Consider the following 20176-nt stretch of genomic DNA (forward strand, 5'->3'; position numbering starts at 1 on the left):
CGAACGAACCGCGGGCCAGGGTGTGTTCGCACAGTGCTGTGCGAACACACCCTGGCCCGGGAGCCACCCCGGGACCACCCGGGGCAGCACACTCACGCCTCGCGAGCCCCCGCGTACATCTCCTCGATGAGCCCCTTGTACTCGCGCTCGACGACCGGCCGCTTCAGCTTGAGGCTGGGCGTCAGCTCACCGTGCTCGACATCGAGGTCGCGCGGCAGGAGGCGGAACTTCTTGATGGTCTGCCAGCGCTGCAGGCCCTCGTTGAGCCGGTCGACGTAGCCCTGGATCAGCTCCTGGGTCGCCGGGGCGGCGACGACCTCGGCGTAGGACTTGCCCGCCAGGCCGTTCTCCGCCGCCCAGCCGAGGATGGACGGCTCGTCGAGGGCGATCAGCGCGCTGCAGTAGTTCCGGTCGGCGCCGAGGACCACGATGTTGGAGACGAACGGGCAGACGGCCTTGAAGCTGCCCTCGACCTCGGTCGGCGCGATGTACTTGCCGCCGGAGGTCTTGAACAGGTCCTTCTTGCGGTCGGTGATCCGCAGATAGCCGTCGACAGACAGTTCGCCGATGTCGCCCGTGTGGAACCAGCCGTCCGGCTCCAGGACCTCGGCGGTCTTCTCGGGCAGACCGTGGTAGCCCTGCATGATGCCGGGGCTGCGCAGCAGGATCTCGCCGTCGTCCGCGATGCGCACCTCGGTGCCGGGCAGCGGCTTGCCGACCGTGCCGGTGCGGTACGCCTCGCCAGGGTTCACGAAGCTGGCGGCGCTGGACTCGGTCAGCCCGTAGCCCTCCAGGATGTGGATGCCGGCGCCGGCGAAGAAGTAGCCGATCTCGGGCGCGAGCGCGACCGAGCCGGAGACGGCGGCGCGCAGCCGGCCGCCGAAGGCCTCGCGCAGCTTCTTGTAGACGAGCGCGTCGGCGACCTTGTGCTTGGTCTCCAGGCCGAAGGGCGCGGAGGCGGTGCCGGTGCGCTTGAAGTTGTCCTGGGTGACCTTGGCGTATTCGCGGGAGACCCCGGCCGCCCACTGGAAGATCTTGTACTTGGCCCCGCCGCCCTCGCGGGCCTTGGCGGCGACGCCGTTGTAGACCTTCTCGAAGATGCGCGGGACGGCCGCCATGTAGGTGGGCTGGACGACCGGCAGATTCACGATGATCTTGTCGATCCGGCCGTCCACCGCGGTGACGTGGCCGATCTCGATCTGGCCGGAGGTCAGCACCTTGCCGAAGACGTGCGCGAGCGGCAGCCACAGGTACTGCACGTCCTCGGGCCCGAGCAGGCCGGTGGCCGCGATGGCCTTGGCCATGTACGACCAGTTGTCGTGCGGCAGGCGCACCCCCTTCGGGCGCCCTGTGGTGCCCGAGGTGTAGATCAGCGTGGCGAGCTGGTCCTTGGTGATCGCGGCGACGCGCTCCCGGACGGACTCCGGGTTCTTCTCCAGGTAGGCCGCGCCGCGCGCCTCGAGCTCGGCGAGCGAGAGCACCCAGCCCTCGGGGTCGTCGGCGGCCGGCTGCACACCCTCGGCGTCGATCACGACGACGTGCCGAAGACCGGGCAGCTCGGAGCGGCGCTCACGGGCCTTGGCCAGCTGCTCCGCGTCCTCGGCGATCAGCACCCGGCTCTCGGAGTCGGCCAGGATGTACGCGGATTCCTCGGCGTTGGTCGAGGGGTACACGGTGGTGGTGGCCGCGCCCGCGCAGAGAATGCCGAGGTCGGTGAGGATCCACTCGACACGGGTGTTCGCGGCGAGCGCGACGCGCTCCTCCGGCTGCACACCGAGATCGATCAGTCCGGCCGCGATGCCGTAGACCCGCTCGGCGGCCTGCGCCCAGCTCAGCGACTTCCAGTCGTCGGGGCCCTCGCCTGCGGCTGGGGGAACGGGGTAGCGATAGGCCTCACCGTCCGGCGTGGCCGCCACGCGCTCGAGGAAGAGCGTCGCCACGGAAGGTGGACGGTTCTCGATCAAGGTCTGTGTGTCGCTCACGACATCCTCCGGGGCCCGCGACAGTGCGTGCGACTGGGTGGTTGTTTAACTTGCGAGTAACTTCCGATCGGGATCAGAGTAGATGGCCCGCGCCCGCCGCGTAAGGGCCTGCGACCTGTCACTTTCACGGGCCGTGTCCGAGGGACCGCGATTTGCGCCGTACTCTGGCCGCTGCCGCGGGCCGGCAGAAAAGCGGAAGCCCGCCGCGCAGAGCACGGCGGGCCCACTGATTGAGGCGTTCCGGGTAACCGGAAGGCGTTACTTCTTCTTGCTCGCGCCCTCGTCGCTGGACAGAACCGCGATGAAGGCCTCCTGCGGAACCTCCACGGAACCCACCATCTTCATCCGCTTCTTGCCCTCCTTCTGCTTCTCGAGCAGCTTGCGCTTACGGGAGATGTCACCGCCGTAGCACTTGGCGAGCACGTCCTTGCGGATGGCGCGGATCGTCTCGCGGGCGATCACCCGGGAGCCGATGGCTGCCTGCACGGGCACCTCGAACGCCTGCCGCGGGATCAGCTCGCGCAGCTTGGCGACCAGGCGGACCCCGTAGGCGTACGCCTGGTCCTTGTGCGTGACGGCCGAGAAGGCGTCGACCTTGTCGCCGTGCAGCAGGATGTCGACCTTGACGAGCTGGGCGGACTGCTCGCCGGTGGGCTCGTAGTCGAGCGAGGCGTAGCCGCGGGTCTTGGACTTCAGCTGGTCGAAGAAGTCGAAGACGATCTCCGCGAGCGGCAGCGTGTAGCGGATCTCGACGCGGTCCTCGGAGAGGTAGTCCATGCCGAGCAGCGAGCCGCGGCGGCTCTGGCAGAGCTCCATGATCGAGCCGACGAATTCACTCGGCGCGAGGATGGTGGCGCGCACGACCGGCTCGAAGACCTCGTCGATCTTGCCCTCGGGGAACTCGCTCGGGTTGGTCACCTGGTGCTCGGTGCCGTCCTCCATGATCACCCGGTACACCACGTTGGGCGCCGTGGCGATCAGATCCAGGCCGAACTCGCGCTCCAGGCGCTCGCGGATCACATCCAGGTGCAGCAGGCCGAGGAAGCCGACGCGGAAGCCGAAGCCGAGCGCCGCCGAGGTCTCCGGCTCGTAGACCAGCGCCGCGTCGTTCAGCTGCAGCTTGTCGAGCGCCTCGCGCAGGTCCGGGTACTCCGAGCCGTCCAGCGGATACAGGCCGGAGAACACCATCGGCTTCGGGTCCTTGTAGCCGCCGAGCGGTTCCTCCGCGCCCTTGTTCAGGAAGGTGATGGTGTCACCGACCTTGGACTGCCGGACGTCCTTCACACCGGTGATCAGATAGCCGACCTCGCCGACGCCGAGGCCGTCGGCGGGCCGCATCTCCGGGGAGTTGGTGCCGATCTCGAGCAGCTCGTGGGTGGCGCCGGTGGACATCATCCGGATCCGCTCGCGCTTACCGAGCTTGCCGTCGACGACCCGGACGTACGTCACGACGCCGCGGTACGAGTCGTAGACCGAGTCGAAGATCATCGCGCGGGCGGGCGAGTCCTTCACGCCGACCGGCGGCGGCACCTCGCCCACCACGCGGTCGAGCAGCGCGTCCACGCCGACGCCGGTCTTCGCCGAGACCTTCAGTACGTCCTCGGGGTCGCAGCCGATCAGGTTCGCGAGCTCTTCGGAGAACTTCTCCGGCTGGGCGGCCGGCAGATCGATCTTGTTGAGCACGGGAACGATCGTGAGGTCGTTCTCCATCGCCAGGTAGAGGTTGGCCAGCGTCTGGGCCTCGATCCCCTGGGCGGCGTCCACCAGGAGGATGGTCCCCTCACAGGCGGCCAGCGAGCGCGAGACCTCGTACGTGAAGTCCACGTGGCCCGGGGTGTCGATCATGTTGAGGATGTGGGTCGTACCTTGCCCCTCACCCTCGGTCGGCGCCCAGGGCAGCCGGACCGCCTGGGACTTGATGGTGATGCCGCGCTCGCGCTCGATGTCCATACGGTCGAGGTACTGAGCGCGCATCTGCCGCTGCTCGACCACCCCGGTCAGCTGGAGCATCCGGTCGGCGAGGGTGGACTTGCCGTGGTCGATGTGCGCGATGATGCAGAAATTGCGGATCAGCGCCGGGTCGGTGCGGCTCGGCTCGGGCACATGGATAGGGGTCGCGGGCACGCAGGGTCCTGATTCTTGAGACGTCTGCAGCTCACTGCAGCCTCGGGTCGGATCGTCACGTAGCCTCCATCGTCCCATGAACGGGGGCTCGGGCCGGGCCCTGGGCCGGTGGGACGGCCCGGGTGGCCGGATCGCGGGCCGGTCGCCTGTCGGTCGCGGGCGGCGTGCGGGCTCGGATTGGGCCGTCGAAGGAGCTGCTGGTAGCGTTGTCAGCTGTGTCTCGTGCGCCCTCTCGGTGGCGGGACGCACCAAGAAGATCATCGAACCTGAAAAGGCTCTTTCGTGGCGAACATCAAGTCCCAGATCAAGCGGAACAAGACCAACGAGAAGGCGCGCCTGCGCAACAAGGCCGTCAAGTCGTCGCTCCGCACCGCGATCCGCAAGACCCGTGAGGCTGCCGCCGCGGGTGACGTCGACAAGGCCACCGCGGCCCTGCGTGACGCCAACCGCAAGCTCGACAAGGCCGTCTCCAAGGGCGCCATCCACAAGAACCAGGCCGCCAACAAGAAGTCGGCGCTTGCTTCCCAGGTTGCCTCCCTCAAGGGCTGAGCACTGCTTGCCGGGCGCCATGGGCGTCCGGACCCCGGCCGAGCCCCTTCGTGGGCGAGTGCCGTGACTTGATCGCCGGAAGGGATCCAGCGGGCCCTCTCATCCGCTCCCTGCCGGCAAACCGGATCCGTACGCGGCCTGCGTTCGCCACGCGGGTGCGGATCCACCAGTACATCCCGAAGGCTCCGCCTCCGTCCTTCCCCAGGGCGCGGGTGGGGCCTTCGTCTTTTGTCCGCCGCTGCGGACCTTCCTGCGGCGCTGCGGCCCTCCGGCGGGCGCTGCGCGCCTCTGTCCTCAATCGCCGGACGGGCTTCATATGTCGGCCTGGCGGCCTCGTCCTCAATCGCCGGACAGGCTCAACTTCGGCCCGGCCGACGCTCCATCCCAAGCCCGTCCGGCGCTTGAGGACATCCTTCAGCCCGTCTGGGGGTCCCCCCGGACGAAGTCTGGGGGAGTTTGAGGACGAGGCCGCCAGGCCGATGCCTGGAAAACGAGAACGCACCCGGCAGCAGCCGAGCCGAAAACTATCGCCGCCCCTTGGCCCGAGCCACCGCAACAACCGCTCTCTCCAGAGCGTACGCTGGATCGTCGCCCCCACCCTTGACCCCCGCATCCGCCGCCGCCACCGCGGCCAACGCCGTGGCAACACCCTCCGGCGTCCACCCCCGCATCTGCTGCCGCACCCGATCGATCTTCCACGGCGGCATGCCCAACTCGCGGGCGAGATCGGCCGGCCGTCCACCCCGCGCCGCGGAGAGTTTCCCGATCGAGCGCACCCCCTGCGCCAGCGCACTGGTGATCATCACCGGCGCGACTCCCGTCGCCAGCGACCACCGCAACGCCTCGAGCGCCTCCGCCGGCCGCCCCTCGACCGCCCGGTCGGCGACCGTGAAGCTCGACGCCTCGGCACGACCCGTGTAGTACCGCCCGACGACCGCGTCGTCGATCGTGCCCTCCACATCGGCCACGAGCTGCGAGACCGCGCTCGCCAACTCCCGCAGATCACTCCCGATCGAGTCGACGAGAGCCTGGCAGGCCTCCGGCGTCGCCGACCGGCCGAGTGTCCGGAACTCCCCGCGTACGAACGAAAGCCGGTCCGCCGGCTTCGTCATCTTCGGGCAGGCCACCTCGCGGGCACCCGCCTTGCGCGCGGCATCGAGGAGCCCCTTGCCCTTGGCCCCGCCCGCATGCAGCAGGACCAGCGTGATCTCCTCGACGGGCGAACCCAGATACGCCTTGACGTCCTTCACCGAGTCCGCGGACAGGTCCTGGGCACCGCGCACCACCACGACCTTCCGCTCGGCGAACAGCGACGGGCTGGTCAACTCCGCCAAGGTGCCCGGCTGCAGCTGATCGGAGGTGAGGTCGCGCACATCCGTGTCGGAGTCGGCCGCGCGGGCCGCCGCCACCACCTGCTGCACCGCACGGTCGAGGAGCAGATCCTCCTGGCCCACCGCGATCGTGACGGGGGTGAGCGGGTCGTCGTTTCCGGGGTTTCCTGGGTTCCTGGCCATCGCGGTCAAGGATCCCACGTACCACCGACATTGATACAACGCCGCCCCGGCACCGGCCGGTCCGCACGTACGGGACACTGGTGGTCTGGGGCCCGGGCCGAGGAGACTGGAGCAGGAGCACGTGAGCGACGTACGGCATGTCCTGGTGCTGCCCGACCGCGACGCCGCCGAGGAGGCGGCGCGTGAGCTGGGCGAGCGGTTCGGGACCGAGGAGCAGGCGCGGATCCTGCGCGAGGCCCTCGCGGGCGAGGACGACGCCGAGGACGCCCAGTGGCTGGTCCTGCTCGCGGACGAGGACGACCGGCTCGACCCGGCCGCGCTCGACGACTTCGCCGCGGAGTACGAGGGCTGGCGCGAGGAGCCGTAGGGCCCGCACCGACAGCCCCCGGCGGCTCAGGACTTGGGGACGATCTGGATGTCCAGGTCGACGGTGATGCTCGGGCCGACCACGGCGATGCCTCGCGCCAGCATCGTCTGCCAGCTGATCGTGAAGTCGTCGCGGTGCAGTTCGGTGGTCGCGCGGCAGGCGGCGCGGGTCTCGCCCTCCATGCCGTGGCCGGTGCCCAGGTATTCGGTGTCGAGTGTGACGGTACGGGTCACACCGTGCAGCGACAGCGCACCGGTCACGCCCCAGCGCGTACCGCCGCGGTGCACGAACCGCTCGCTGTAGAACTCGAGCGTCGGGTACCGGCCGACATCGAGGAAATCGGCCGAACGCAGGTGGTCGTCGCGCATCTTGACGTTGGTGTCGATCGATGCGGCGTCGATGACGACATGCATCGCGGAGAGGTCCATGCGGTCGGCCACGCGGATCGCGCCGGCGAAGGTGGTGAACCGCCCGTGGATGCGCGCAAGACCGATGTGCCGTGCGGTGAACGCCACCGCCGAGTGCATCGGTTCGATCTCCCACTCGCCCGGCTCGGGCAGCGCCGGCGGTTCGGCGATCTGCAACAGCACATCGCCGAGCGCGGCATGCTCCCCCTCCCCCACGGTGACGCTTCCGCGGAAGGGCGTGAAGCCCTCGGCAGAGACCGCGAGGCGGTACTCGCCGACCGGGACGCCCGTCACGAACGAGCCGAACGGATCGGCCTCGCCACGCACGACTTTGCGCCCCTGGGCGTCGGTGACGGTGAACTCGGCGTGCCGCGCGGGCTCTCCGACCTGGTCCACGGCCCGGCAGCTGAGCACTCCGCCGTGCGGAGGCACGGACAGCACAGGAGAGGGGTGACCGCCGCGATGAGCGCTGTTTGCCCGATTTCTACGCGTTCCTATGAGACGGCCGAACAACTGGAACACCCCTGCATGGCTTGTTTTCTCCGATGACGGAGTTGCATTCGACCATCGTCGAGGCTTTCGAGGCAACACGGGCCCACATAGCGGGAAACCTGCGGCTACGCAGGGACTGCCCCGAAGGTCCGAATTCAGCGTTCCGCTTGGCGTTTCGGCAGGTCCGGGAGCCGGTCGAGGACGATTCCGAAGTGCTCCCGGTACGCGGCGCGCACCTCGTCGTCGGTCTTGAGGACGGCCGCGCGGCGCTCACCACCCGCGGCGATCTTCAGTTGTCGGCCACTCAGCGTGACGCGTCCGTCCTCCGTGGCGCGCGAGCAGACGAGGGAGCGGGTGAAGTTCGAATCCGGAGAGCTGCGGTGATACCAGGCACCGACCCTGAACTCGTCCAGCTCGCGGGGGCGTTGGTCGAGGCGGTACTCCGGCCTGCCGTTCTGGACGATGTCGAGATCGCCGTTCGGCACCTGCTCGATCCGGAAGACTCCGCCCGGGTCCTGCTGGTCCCCGGGCTCGTCGAAGGCCAGCGGGTACAGGCTGTGCGCGCCGAACCCGACATCGGCCAGCCACACCCCGTCGGCCGTGTCCACGCGCAGGGCCAGGTGGTCGTACGGGATGCCCAGCTTGCCGGGCGCTCCGTAGACCCGTGCCTGGAGCAGGGTGACGCGGTACCCGAGCGAGCGGAGCAACGCGGCGAAGGCGCCGTTCAGTTCGTAGCAGAATCCGCCGCGCCGGCGGTCGACGATCTTCGCAATCAGCGCCTCGTCGGTGAGCACGATCTCCTCACCGAGGTGGATGGAGAGGTTCTCGAACGGGACGGTGAGCAGATGCCGGCGGTGCAGCACCCGCAGGGCCTCGGCGGTGGGTTCCGCCGGACGCTCGGCGCCGATGCGGCGGAGATAGGCGTCCACGCGGGCGGGCTCGAGGGCGGGCTCGAGGGCGGGCTCGAGGGCGGGCTCGAGGGCGTCTGCCGTGGCGACGCCGGTCTGCTCGGCATCGGCATCGCTGACTTGCCCGTCGTCGGCATCGCTGACTTGCTTGGCATCCATGGCACCAGTCTGGCCCCCGGCCCGGCCGCCGTTCACCTGACCACCTCGCCGGCTGCCTCGCCGACTGCTTCGTCGGTCGGGTCGGTCGGGTCGGTCGGTACGACGTGCCGGGGCGGCGGCAGGTCCCGCATACGGGAGATCGGTGAGAAGAGCACCCAGAACACGCTCAGGACCGCACCCGCCGTGCCGATCCACAGGGTCGGCCGGAGTCCGATCGTGCTGCCCAGGAACCCTGCCGTGATGGCTCCGAGCGGCCGGAATCCATGGGTCAGCGTACGCAGGGCACCGAGCACCCTGGACCTCAACTGATCGGGAACCAGCGCGAGTTGCAGTGAGCCGCCGGATATGTCGACGAGCATCACGCCGAAGTTCGACACGAACTCCGCCACGAACAGCAGCCCGACCACCACCGGCGACGGATCGGAGGCGAGCGGCACCAGCATCAGCGGCAGCGTGAACACCGCGAACCCGGCCGTGATCGACGGACCGATCCCGATCCGCCGCACCACGACCCCGGAGCAGACCGCCCCGAGCAGTCCCCCGACCGCGGCCGCACTCAGCATCGCCCCGAACAGCCCCGCGGACAGGCCCAGTTCCTGCGTCGCGTACAGCAGGAACAACGTATGGAACATGAAGTTGAAGTACTGCACGGTCGCCGAGGCCCCGAACATCGCACGCATCGCCCGGTCCCGTACCACCCACTTGATGCCCGCCGTGAAGTGGCCCTTCTCGCGCGGAGCGGGCGGCGGCTCCACCGGGTCGATACGGCGCAGCCGGTCGGCCGATATCAGGTACGTGAACGCGTCGGCCAGCAGGGCGAGCGGCGCCCCCAGCACCTGCACGAGCACTCCGCCGGCCCCCGGTCCCGCGAGTCCCGACATCGACCGGCTGCCGTTGACCAGCGCGTTCCCCTCCACGTAGCGGGTGGTGGGGAGCAGGGAGACCAGCAGGGTGACGTTGCAGACGTCGAACAGGACGGTGAGCGCGCCGATCGAGAAGGCCACGAGGTAGAGCTGAATGAGGGTCAGCGAGTCGAAGGCGTACGCCACGGGCAGCGAGACGAGCAGCGCCGCCCGCGCCAGATCCGTCGCGATCATGACGTACCGGCGGTGCGGTCTGCGGTCGGCCCAGGCTCCCGCCGGCAGGTTGAGCAGCAGGGCGGGCAGCAGCTCGGCGGTCTTGAGTAAGCCCATCTCCGCTGCGTCCGCACCGAGGATCAGCACGGCGGCGAGCGGGATCGCGATGAGCGAGATCTGGTCACCGACCAGCGAGACGGTCTGCCCGGTCCAGTACCGCCGGAACGCCCGGTCCCTCAGCAGCTCGGGAACCCGGCGCCGGCTCATGCCCGGTCCCCGGCGTCGTCGCTGGGCGCCGCGCCACCCGGCACTCGCCTCGACGCGAAGGCGATGCGCAGTACCTCGACGAGCCGCGCGCCCTCGGGCCGCAGCGCCGGGTCGGCGTTGCGCGCCTCGAAGCGGGAGAGCAACTCCCACATCTGCTCCCGGAGTTCGGTGAGCTCGTCCGCCGTGAGATACACCAGGCTGTCCCCGAACTGCTCCGCCTCCTGCCATGCACGCGGCAGCGTGTGCCGGGTCTCGATGGCCTGCATCACGCGCTCGAAGTAGTGCTCGGCCACGGCGGTGCTCAGTGCGGCCGATGCGGCGGCGACGTCCGCGTCGTCCGAGCTGTCGGGCCAGACCGTGTACGCGGCGGTCGCGCGCCAGGGCTTCTCCCGTCCCTGGCCTCCCCCGGCCTGCTCGACCAGGCCGTACTTGGCGAGCATCCGCAGGTGGTACGAGCAGCTGGCCACGGACTCCCCGGTCAGTTCCGCCGCCCGCGTCGCCGTGAAGGGGCCTTCGGTGCGGAGCAGCCCCACCAGCGTCATCCGGGTGGGATGCGCGTACGCCCGCAGGGCGCGGGGGTCGCTGAGGTGGGCCTCGGTGCGTCCGGCGTCGTTCCGGTGACTGGTCATGTTCCTAAAGATATCTTTAGAAGGGATTCTTTGTAAACGTTTCTTTAGATGCATGCGTTTCTCTAGATGCTGCGCCGCGACTCTTCCGCCGCCCCACCCCCGTCCCGCAGCGCCTGCAGCCCGTCCCCCTCCCCCGTCACCGCGATCGAGCCGTCGCGGTCTGTACGCAGCACGGCCGCACCGCCCGCGCGCAGGGCGGCCATGGTGCGGGGTGCGGGGTGTCCGTAGCTGTTGTCCGCGCCGCAGCTGATCAGGGCGAGACGCGGACTCACCCTGGACAGGAGGTCTGGATCCTGATGCGCCGAACCGTGGTGGGCGACCTTCAGGACATCCACCCGCGGCAGGTCCGGCCGCGACCTCAACAGGGCTCGCTGCGCGGGTGGTTCGAGATCGCCCGGCAGAAGCAGCGACACCCCCGCCACCCGGGCCAGCAACGTGACACTCGCGTCGTTCGCACCGCTGCCCGATTCGCTGTCGCCGCTGTGGGGTCCCGACTCGGGTCCGGTCGGAGACCCCGACCCGGGGCCGGTCCGAGGTCCCGACTCGGGTCCGGTACCCGGTCCCGTCCAGAGCACCTCCCAGTCCACCTCGCCGGTGCGGCGTCGCTCGCCCACCGCGGCCTCGCCCAGCGGGACCCCGGACTCGGCGGCGCGGTGTCGTACGAAAGCCGCCTGCCCGGCCGGCTCGCGCAGTCCCGTCGTCTGGATCAGCCCCACGTCCCGGCCGCGCAGCACCCCCGGAAGGCCCGCCACATGGTCGGCATGGAAATGAGTGAGGAGCANAGCACCCCCGGAAGGCCCGCCACATGGTCGGCATGGAAATGAGTGAGGAGCACCATCGGCACCCGCGTGACGCCCAGCGTGCGCAGACAGCGGTCGACGAGAAGCGGGTCCGGCCCCGCGTCCACCACCACGGCCGTCCCGGGCCCCGCCCGCAGCACCGTCGCATCGCCCTGGCCCACATCGCACATCACGAAGCGCCAGTCCGGCGGCGGCCAGCCGGCGATGATCCGGGACAGCGGTGCCGGCCGGACCACGGTCAACGCCAGCAACAACACACAGGCCAGGACCGGCACCGGATGTCTGATCACCCGGCGCCCAGCCCACAGCACCAGCACCGTGGCCGCGGCGAGCAACAGTCCGCCCCGCCAGCCACCGGGCCAGTCCAGCTCCGCGCCCGGCAGCGCCGCGCCGGTACGCGCCACCTCGGCGATCCAGCCGACCGGCCAACCGGCGCACCAGGCAAGACCCTTCGCCACCGGCATCGCCGCGGGTGCGAACGCGAGGGCCGCGAAGCCGAGCACCGTCGCCGGCGCCACGGCCAACTCCGCCAGCAGATTGCACGGCACCGCGACCAGACTCACCCGGGCGGCCAGCACCGCCACCACCGGAGCGCACACCGCCTGTGCGGCCGCCGCCACCGCCAGCGCCTCGGCGACACGCGCCGGGAGGCCGCGTCTGCGCAGCGCCGCGCCCCATCGCGGCGCCAGCGTGAGCAGCGCACCGGTGGCCAGCACGGAGAGCAGGAAGCCGTAACTCCGCGACAGCCACGGGTCGTAGAGCACCAGGACGAGCACCACTGCGGCCAGGGCCGGCAACAACGCGCGGCGGCGGCCGGTGGCGATCGCGAGGAGCGCGATCACTCCGCACGCGGCGGCTCGCACCACGCTCGGATCCGGCCGGCAGACGATCACGAAGCCGAGCGTGAGCACCCCGCCCAGCAATGCCGTCGTCCGCAGCGACAGTCCGAACCTGGCGGCCAGGCCGCGCCGTTCGGCCTGCATCGCGATGCCCGGAGGGCCGATCAGCAGGACGAGCACGATGGTCAGATTGCTTCCCGAGACGGCCAGCAGGTGCGTGAGGTCCGTCGCCCGGAACGCGGCGTCGAGATCGGCCGGGACCCGCGAGGTGTCCCCGACGACCAGACCGGGCAGCAACGCCCGGGCGTCCGGGGGCAACCCGTCGGTGGCCTCCCGCAGCCCTGCCCGGAGGTGCCCGGCCAGTCGCTGGGCGGCGTTCGGCTGCGCGACGACCAGCGGCGGCTCCGTGCCGGACACCCGCAACACGGCGGCCGAACGCTCGCCGTCGCCGAACGGAGGTGCCGTCTCCGCGCGCACCCGCAGACGCGTCGAGGGCAGCAGCTCGGCCCAGGAAGGGGTGTCCGGGGCGGCGTTGGGTGTGTCCGGGGCGTGGCTCGGCGAATCCGGGGCCCTGTTCGGCGGGTCGGCCTCCGCCTCCGCCGATGCCGAGCCCGCGGTGTCCGTCTCGCCGCGCACGATCACGAGGACCGGTGTACGGGTCGCGGTCTCGCTGCCGTCCGGGCCGGTGAGTCGGGTGACCTCCGCCTCGATGAGCAGGCTCGGCGGCAATGCGCCCGGTCCCTGCGTCCGTGGCCGTGTCCTGCGCGGATCCGCCACGACTTCGAGCTCTGCGGTGACCGGGGCATAGCAGTCCGCCAGCTCCGGCAGCGGTCCCTGTTCCACCTCGGCGCGGTGCAGTGCGGCGGACGCTCCGGCCGCGGCCACCGCGATCAACACCGCGACCAGCACTGTGGTTCGGCGGGGCCTGGCGCGATGAGGGCCGGTGGGGTGGAGGCCGCTGGAGCTTGGCTCGGTGCGGTGAGGGCCGGTGCGCATCGGCCCGGTGCGTACAAGCCCGGTGTGCATCGGCCCGGTGCGCATCCCGGTCCAGTGGGCGTGGCCCCGGAGCCGTACGACCGCCGCGAGGGAGCCTGCCGCGGCGAGCGCGACCGCCGCAGTCACGACCGCCCAGCTGACCGATGCTCCGACGGTGATCGCGGCCGTCGCCCAGGCCGCCAGAGCAGGCGGGACGAGGCGCAGGTCCGCAGGTCCCTCCTCCCTCGAGGTCGATGCGGCGGTTCGGTTCACGGCCCGACGGCGTCCCGCAGGTCCGCGAATCGCTTGTCCCCGATGCCGTTCACCTCCCGCAGCTCGTCCACGGAACGGAAGCCCCCGTGCTCGGTCCGGTAGTCGACGATGTGCTGGGCCAGGACCGGCCCGACGCCGGGCAGCGTCTCCAGCTGCTCGGGGGTGGCCGAGTTGAGGCTGATGGCGCCACCCGGCTGTGCGCCCGGAGTGCCCTGAGCCCCCGAACTCGCTCCGGACGCTGCCGCATCGGGCGGCGCGCCCACGATCACCTGCTCCCCGTCGATGAGCACCCGCGCACGGTTGAGCCCCGTCGTGTCCGCGCCCTTGCGCACACCTCCCGCCGCCCGCAACGCGTCCTCCACCCGCGACCCCTGCGGCAGGCGTCGCACCCCGGGCCTGCGGACCTTTCCGCCGATGTCCACGACGACCCGGCCGGCCGGTGTCGCGACACCACCCGCGGCACCACCCGTCGGGGCACGACGTGACGCCGCCGGGTCGTCCGCCCGGTCCCCTACGGCTTCCGGCGGTCGTACGGGCTGCGGCCGCCCGGTCCAGAAGTGGTGCACGCCGAAAGCCAGCACGGCGACCAGGACGACGACCAGCGCCACCAGGCCGCGTCGCTCGAATCCGCACCTCAACTGCAGCCAGAGCGGCAGGCGTTCACGAACGGCGACCGCCCACCGTCCGCGCACCGCCTCCTGACCGCCCGCCACCTCCGCCTCGGTCACCGGCGGCGGGATCGGGACGGGGACCGGGACCGGCGCAGGCTCCGGCTTCTGCGCTCCACCCGTACGCGCCGTCGTACCCGCGCCCGCAGCCCGGGACATGGTCACCGCACCGCGATCGCGCGTGCGGATGTCGGGCGCCGCGTGCACCCGCTCCCCCGGGTGCGTCACCCGGGCCATGGCCAAGGTGCCGTTCGGCCCGACGCCTTCCACCCGGGCGGCACCGTTCGCCCCGACACCCGCCGCTGCGGCACCCGTTGTCCTTCTCGGACGAAGCCGCACCGTGTCACTCGTCCGCACCTCGCCGCTGCCGCTCAGGGCACCCGGCAGGCGCCCGCCTTCCAGCGCCCGCTGCCGCAGCGCTTCCAGAGACGGCCGCGCGCCCGAACCCGTACGAGGAGGTGCGCTGCGGGCACCGACCGAATCCGCAGCCGCTCCTCCGGCCGAACGGTGCTCTCCACCCGCCCCGTCCACCCGCTCACGGCGCCGCCTGCCCGCCCTGAGCTTCACGGTCCCGGAGTCGACCAGGCGACCGGCCCTCACCTCAGCCGCCGCCTGCCCCTGCGATCCCGCCTGCGCCGGGGCCGGTGGCGAACCGCCCTCCACCGATACGGCATAGGCCCACGACGGCCTGCGCACCCGGCGGACGTCGAGCACTCCTCCCTCACCCGCCCGCGGGCCGCGTTGCACGCCACCGCGTGCAGCCTGCAGGTCCCCGTCCGGCGCGGCCCACAACGGCAGCACCCGCACCCGCCGCCGAACTCGCCCGGCCGGCCGCGCAGAACCCGACGGACGGACCGGACCCGCCCCGGTACCGACCGGACCCGATCCGGTGCCGGCCGGACCCGCCCCGGTACCGGCCGGGCCGCGCGGGGCCTGGTCGAAGAGCGCCTCGGCACGCAGCCGGGTCGAAGATCGCGCAGCAGAACGCGTAGAAGATCGAATCGCCATGCGGGAGAAGCTAGACGGCCCGATCACAGCTTGCTGATCAAGCTCAATTTCCGTGGATAACCCGGCAGTTGTGGATAACTCGGCCACCCGGTCGAGTGAACGCCACGGCGAGAGGTGTCATGCGAGGTGTCGTCGGGAAGCGCCGGACGGGGTCAGCGCGGTGAGACCACCGCGCCGAGCAGCCCCGGCCCGGTGTGTGCACCGATCACCGCGCCCACCTCGCTCACATGCAGCTCGGCAAGTCCCGGCACCCGGTCCCGGAGGCGGTCGGCCAGCGCGTCGGCCCGTTCCGGCGCAGCGAGATGGTGCACCGCGATGTCGACGGCCGCGGCACCGGCACGCTCGACGACCACTTCCTCCAGGCGGGCGATGGCCCGGGAGGCCGTGCGCACCTTCTCCAGAAGTTCGATGCGCCCGCCGTCGAGCTGCAGCAGCGGTTTCACGGCGAGCGCCGAACCCAGCAGTGCCTGCGCCGCACCGATCCGGCCCCCACGCCGCAGATAGTCCAGCGTGTCGACATAGAAATAAGCAGAGGTCGATGCGGCCCGCTTCTCCGCGGCCACGACCGCCTCGTCCACGCTGCCACCCGCCTCGGTCACCTCCGCCGCGGCCAGCGCGCAGAACCCGAGCGCCATCGCCACCATCCCGGTGTCGACCACCCGGACCGGAACAGGAGCGTCCTTCGCCGCGAGCACCGCCGCGTCGTACGTCCCGGAGAATTCCGACGACAGATGGAGCGACACGATGCCCGTGGCACCGTCGCGTGCCGCCGCCCGGTAGGTCTCGGCGAACGTCTCCGGCCCCGGGCGCGAAGTCGTCACCGCCTGCCGCTTCTGCAGGGCGAGGGCGAGGGATCGCGCCGAGATCTCGGTGCCTTCCTCCAGCGCCCGGTCGCCGAGCACGACGGTCAGCGGTACGGAGTGGATGCCGTGCTGCTCGGTCGCCCGTTGCGGCAGGTAGGCCGTTGAATCCGTGACGATCGCGACATGGCGGGACATGAGCTGGACATTACCCGCCGGGTCTGTGCGGCGGCAGCCCGGCCCGGTACCGGCGACGCTCACGGGCTCCTGCCCGGCAGGTGCGGATCCATCCTCCCCTTCGGCCGCTGTCCGGCCGCCGGCACTGCGCGGGAGACGTCAGGTCGTGCTCTCCGGACGTGCGCTCTTCTGCCACGGGTGCTGCACGGGCGGCCGGCTCGGCGAGATGGCCTTCGGCTCCTCGCCGCCGTCCTCGGGATCGGCGGCCGAAGCGCCGTGCGGCCAGGTCTGCTCGGCAGCGCCGGGCCCGTCGACCAGCGTCGGCTCGGGCCATGAGACGGGCGGGGGCGTGGACGCGGAGGCCGGTGCGGGCGCGGGCGTCGCCGCGGCGGAGGAGGACGCCGCCGAAGACGGCCGCCCCTCTGACGGCTCGGCCTCGGTCCAGTGCCTCAGGGCACCGGATTCCATCCGGATCTCCGCGTCGAGCCCGTCCAGCTCGTCTCGGGCGAACCTGCTGGCACGGTCGCGCGCGGCCCAGCGCAGCGAGTCGGCCGCATCGGTGATCCGGTCGGTGCGCTCGGTCAGTTCCGGAATGCGCTCGCCCAGGCGGGTGCGGTCCGGGTCGCGCTGGACGCGCTGCAGTTCGGCCTCGAGCTCGTGGCCGTGCCGGCTGAGCCGCTCGAAGAGGGCGAGGGACTCCTGGAGCGAGGCGTCGTCCTCGACCCCGGCCTCGAGGGCGTCCTGGGTGGCCCGCATGGACGTACGCAGTTTCAGGCGGAGCTGCGCCGCTGCACCCGCAGGGCCGGGCTGTGCAAGGGACTGCGCCCGCAGGGTGGTGTCCTCGAACGTCCGCCGCGCCTGGTGCACCGTGCGGTCCACACTGCGCTTCGCCGCTCTGACGGCCTTGACCGTGGCCACCACGCCCAGGGTGAAGAGCAGCACCATGATCAGCGCCAGGACGGTCAGAACCACCTCGCCCGCGTCCATCGAGTGCTCCTCTTCCGCTGTGTCCCGTCGGCATGCTGCGGTACGCTCCGGCGCTCCCGGGGCGGATGCTGCCCGGGCGTACTCCCACCGTAAACGCAAACGGGCAGGCCGAAGGTTCCGCAGAACCCCCAACCTGCCCGTAAGGGAAAACCCTCAGGCGGTCACGATGTTCACGAGCTTGGGTGCCCGGACGATGACCTTGCGGATGCCGGCGCCGTCCAGCGCTGCGACCACCTTCTCGTCGCCGAGCGCGATCCGCTCCAGTTCCTCGTCGGCGATCGACGGTGACACCTCGAGGCGCGCCTTGACCTTGCCCTTGATCTGGACGACACAGGTCACCGTCTCGTCGACGACGTAGGCCGGGTCGGCCACCGGGAAGTCGGCGTGCACCACGGAGTCCGTGTGGCCCAGCCTGCGCCACAGCTCCTCGGCGATGTGGGGTGCGAGCGGCGCGATCAGCAGGACCAGGCTCTCGGCGACCGGACGCGGTACCGCACCGGGGGCCTTCGTGAGGTGGTTGTTCAGCTCGGTGATCTTGGCGATGGCGGTGTTGAACCGCATGCCGGCCAGGTCCTGGCGCACGCCGTCGACGGCCTTGTGCAGGGCGCGCAGGGTGTCCTCGTCGGGCTCGGTGTCGGTGACGGTCACCTCGCCGGAGGCCTCGTCGACGACATTGCGCCACAGGCGCTGCAGCAGGCGGTACTGGCCCACCACCGCGCGCGTGTCCCACGGCCGGGAGACGTCCAGGGGGCCCATCGCCATCTCGTACAGGCGCAGGGTGTCCGCGCCGTACTCGGCGCAGATCTCGTCCGGAGTGACCGCGTTCTTCAGGGACTTGCCCATCTTGCCCAGCTCGCGCTTGACCTGCTCGCCGGCGAAGAAGTACTTGCCGTCCCGCTCCTCGACCTCGGCGGCCGGCACCGGGAAGCCGCGGCTGTCCCGGTAGACGTAGGCCTGGATCATGCCCTGGTTGTACAGCTTGTGGAACGGCTCGGAGGACGCGATGTGCCCCAGGTCGTGCAGCACCTTGGACCAGAAGCGGGCGTACAGGAGGTGCAGTACGGCGTGTTCGGCGCCGCCCACGTACAGGTCGACGCCGCCGTGCGGCTGCCCCTCGCGGGGGCCCATCCAGTACTGCTCGATGTCCGGGGCGACCAGCTCCCGGTCGTTGTGCGGGTCCAGGTAGCGCAGTTCGTACCAGCACGAACCGGCCCAGTTGGGCATGGTGTTGGTCTCGCGACGGTACTGCTTGGGGCCGTCGCCCAGGTCCAGGGTGACGTCGACCCAGTCCGCGTTGCGCGACAGGGGCGTCTCCGGACGGGTGTCGGCGTCGTCCGGGTCGAAGGTGCGCGGCGAGTAGTCGTCGACCTCGGGCAGTTCCAGGGGCAGCATCGAGTCGGGCAGCGCATGTGCGACGCCGTCCTCGTCGTACACGATCGGGAAGGGCTCGCCCCAGTAGCGCTGGCGGCTGAACAGCCAGTCCCGCAGCCGGAAGTTGATGGTCGCCTCGCCCAGGCCCTTGTCGACCAGCCACGCGATGATGCGGCTCTTGGCCTCGTCGACCTCCAGGCCGTTCAGCGAGATCTCGTCGTTGGCGGAGTTGATCGCCGGTCCCTGGCCGGTGAACGCCTCGCCCTCCCAGCCCTCCGGCGGCTGCACCGTGCGCACGATGGGCAGTTCGAAGGCCTCGGCGAACTCCCAGTCGCGCTCGTCCTGTCCGGGCACCGCCATGATCGCGCCGGTGCCGTAGCCCATCAGGACGTAGTCGGCGACGAAGATCGGGATCCGGGCGCCGGTGACCGGATTCAGGGCATAGGCACCGGTGAAGACACCGGTCTTGTTCTTGTGCTCGGTCTGGCGCTCGACGTCGCTCTTGGTCTGCGCCTGCTTGCGGTACGCGGCCACCGCGTCGGCCGGGTTCGCGGCGCCGCCCGTCCACGCCTCCTTGACGCCCTCGGGCCAGGCGGCGGGCAGGATCGAGTCGACCAGGCCGTGCTCGGGCGCCAGGACCATGTAGGTCGCGCCGAAGACGGTGTCGGGGCGGGTGGTGAACACGGTGATCGGCTCGACGGCCTCGTCGCCCTGGGCATCGACGGCGAAGTGCACGCGCGCGCCTTCGCTGCGGCCGATCCAGTTGCGCTGCTGCAGCTTGATGGCCTCGGGCCAGTCCAGCGGCTCCAGGTCGTCGATCAGGCGGTCCGCGTAGGCCGTGATGCGCATGTTCCACTGGCGCAGCTTGGACTTGAAGACCGGGAAATTGCCGCGCTCGGAACGGCCGTCCGCGGTGACTTCCTCGTTGGCCAGGACGGTGCCCAGGCCCGGACACCAGTTGACCGGGGCGTCGGATGCGTAGGCCAGTCGGTAGTCGGACAGGACCTCGGACCGCTCCAGCGGGGTCAGTTCGCTCCACGCGCGCGTGGTGGGTGCCCGACGCTCGCCGCTCTCGAACTGGGCGACCAGGTCGGCGATCGGGCGGGCCTTCTTCGCCTCGTCGTCGTACCAGGAGTTGAAGATCTGCAGGAAGATCCACTGCGTCCAGCGGTAGTACGACGGGTCGATCGTCGCGAACGAACGGCGCTTGTCGTGGCCCAGGCCGAGCCGGCGCAGCTGCGACGTCATGTTGGTCATGGCTGCTTCGGTGGTGACCCGCGGGTGCTGACCGGTCTGGACGGCGTGCTGCTCGGCGGGCAGGCCGAAGGCGTCGAAGCCCAGGGTGTGCAGGACGTTGTGCCCGGTCATGCGGTGGTAGCGGGCGAACACGTCGGTGGCGATGTACCCGAGCGGGTGGCCGACGTGCAGGCCCGCACCCGAGGGGTACGGGAACATGTCCATGATGAACTTCTTGGGCAGCTCGGCGATCGCCGGGTCGCCTGCCAGGTCACCGGTCGGATTGGGTGCTGCGTACGTGCCGTCGGCGTCCCAGAAGTCCTGCCAGCGCGCCTCGATATCGGCGGCCATGGCCGCCGTGTAGCGGTGCGGCGCTGCCACCTCGGCGGGGGCATTTCCCGCGGGCGCGGCCGCGGGGGCGGAATTCGTCTCGCTCATGATCCTTAAGGCTCCATCGATGTCTCTGCCTGCGGATTCGGCCGCGACATTCCAGCCGAAACGAAAAAACCCCTCGCACAGGAGGGGACGCCGCGCCGATTCCCGCCACGAATCCTCAGTGGCGGGGACT

14 protein-coding genes and 1 pseudogene are annotated in these 20176 nt (G+C 70.9%); 2 read left to right on the forward strand and 13 right to left on the reverse strand.

Annotated elements, in window-relative coordinates:
* Positions 1 to 92 precede the first annotated feature (92 nt).
* Positions 93 to 1982 (reverse strand): AMP-dependent synthetase/ligase, encoded by a 1890-nt coding sequence (locus DY218_RS09085; RefSeq protein WP_128555415.1) that lies wholly within the window; start codon positions 1980 to 1982, stop codon positions 93 to 95.
* A gap of 258 nt (positions 1983 to 2240) precedes the next feature.
* Positions 2241 to 4106, reverse strand: coding sequence for a translation elongation factor 4 (gene lepA / locus DY218_RS09090; RefSeq protein ID WP_128555416.1), 1866 nt, complete (start codon positions 4104 to 4106; stop codon positions 2241 to 2243).
* Between the two features lie 282 nt (positions 4107 to 4388).
* Between lepA and rpsT the strand changes: the two genes are divergently transcribed.
* Entirely contained in the window at positions 4389 to 4655 is a 267-nt protein-coding gene (gene rpsT / locus DY218_RS09095; RefSeq protein ID WP_128555417.1) for a 30S ribosomal protein S20, read from the forward strand.
* 524 nt (positions 4656 to 5179) lie between these two features.
* Here the strand turns inward: rpsT and holA are convergent.
* Positions 5180 to 6169, reverse strand: a complete 990-nt coding sequence (holA, locus tag DY218_RS09100) for a DNA polymerase III subunit delta (protein WP_128555418.1) — start codon at positions 6167 to 6169, stop codon at positions 5180 to 5182.
* 121 nt (positions 6170 to 6290) lie between these two features.
* Between holA and DY218_RS09105 the strand changes: the two genes are divergently transcribed.
* Positions 6291 to 6536 carry a hypothetical protein gene (locus DY218_RS09105; protein WP_199566674.1) on the forward strand — a complete coding sequence of 82 codons (246 nt, stop codon included), beginning with the start codon at positions 6291 to 6293 and terminating at the stop codon, positions 6534 to 6536.
* 26 nt (positions 6537 to 6562) lie between these two features.
* Here the strand turns inward: DY218_RS09105 and DY218_RS09110 are convergent, their stop codons facing one another.
* The 10 genes and pseudogenes from DY218_RS09110 to leuS form a co-directional block, all read right to left on the reverse strand.
* Positions 6563 to 7456 (reverse strand): YceI family protein, encoded by an 894-nt coding sequence (locus DY218_RS09110; protein WP_128555419.1) that lies wholly within the window; start codon positions 7454 to 7456, stop codon positions 6563 to 6565.
* A 134-nt stretch (positions 7457 to 7590) separates the two neighbouring features.
* Positions 7591 to 8502, reverse strand: coding sequence for an arylamine N-acetyltransferase family protein (locus tag DY218_RS09115; RefSeq protein WP_128555420.1), 912 nt, complete (start codon positions 8500 to 8502; stop codon positions 7591 to 7593).
* A gap of 32 nt (positions 8503 to 8534) precedes the next feature.
* Positions 8535 to 9845 (reverse strand): MFS transporter, encoded by a 1311-nt coding sequence (locus DY218_RS09120; RefSeq protein ID WP_128555421.1) that lies wholly within the window; start codon positions 9843 to 9845, stop codon positions 8535 to 8537.
* On the reverse strand, positions 9842 to 10474 hold the full coding sequence (locus DY218_RS09125; protein ID WP_128555422.1) for a winged helix-turn-helix domain-containing protein: 633 nt from the start codon (positions 10472 to 10474) through the stop codon (positions 9842 to 9844). Before DY218_RS09125 ends, DY218_RS09120 begins: the two co-directional genes overlap by 4 nt.
* Positions 10475 to 10536: 62 nt before the next feature.
* Positions 10537 to 11255, reverse strand: a 719-nt coding sequence (locus DY218_RS34975; RefSeq protein ID WP_325051982.1) for a ComEC/Rec2 family competence protein, incomplete at its 5' end; no start/stop codon positions are given.
* Between the two features lies 1 nt (position 11256).
* Positions 11257 to 13109 (reverse strand): annotated as a pseudogene (locus tag DY218_RS09130) (ComEC/Rec2 family competence protein); the annotation flags it as partial.
* 248 nt (positions 13110 to 13357) lie between these two features.
* Positions 13358 to 14299, reverse strand: a complete 942-nt coding sequence (locus DY218_RS34980; protein ID WP_233521443.1) for a ComEA family DNA-binding protein — start codon at positions 14297 to 14299, stop codon at positions 13358 to 13360.
* Positions 14300 to 15189: 890 nt separating this feature from the next.
* Positions 15190 to 16035 (reverse strand): DegV family protein, encoded by an 846-nt coding sequence (locus DY218_RS09140; protein WP_128555424.1) that lies wholly within the window; start codon positions 16033 to 16035, stop codon positions 15190 to 15192.
* 138 nt (positions 16036 to 16173) lie between these two features.
* Complete coding sequence (locus DY218_RS09145; RefSeq protein WP_128555425.1) at positions 16174 to 17001, reverse strand: hypothetical protein; 828 nt, start codon at positions 16999 to 17001, stop codon at positions 16174 to 16176.
* A 153-nt stretch (positions 17002 to 17154) separates the two neighbouring features.
* Positions 17155 to 20046 carry a leucine--tRNA ligase gene (gene leuS / locus DY218_RS09150; protein ID WP_128555426.1) on the reverse strand — a complete coding sequence of 964 codons (2892 nt, stop codon included), beginning with the start codon at positions 20044 to 20046 and terminating at the stop codon, positions 17155 to 17157.
* Positions 20047 to 20176 lie beyond the last annotated feature (130 nt).

It is taken from the genome of Streptomyces triticagri (assembly GCF_003429565.1).
GTDB lineage: Bacteria > Actinomycetota > Actinomycetes > Streptomycetales > Streptomycetaceae > Streptomyces > Streptomyces triticagri.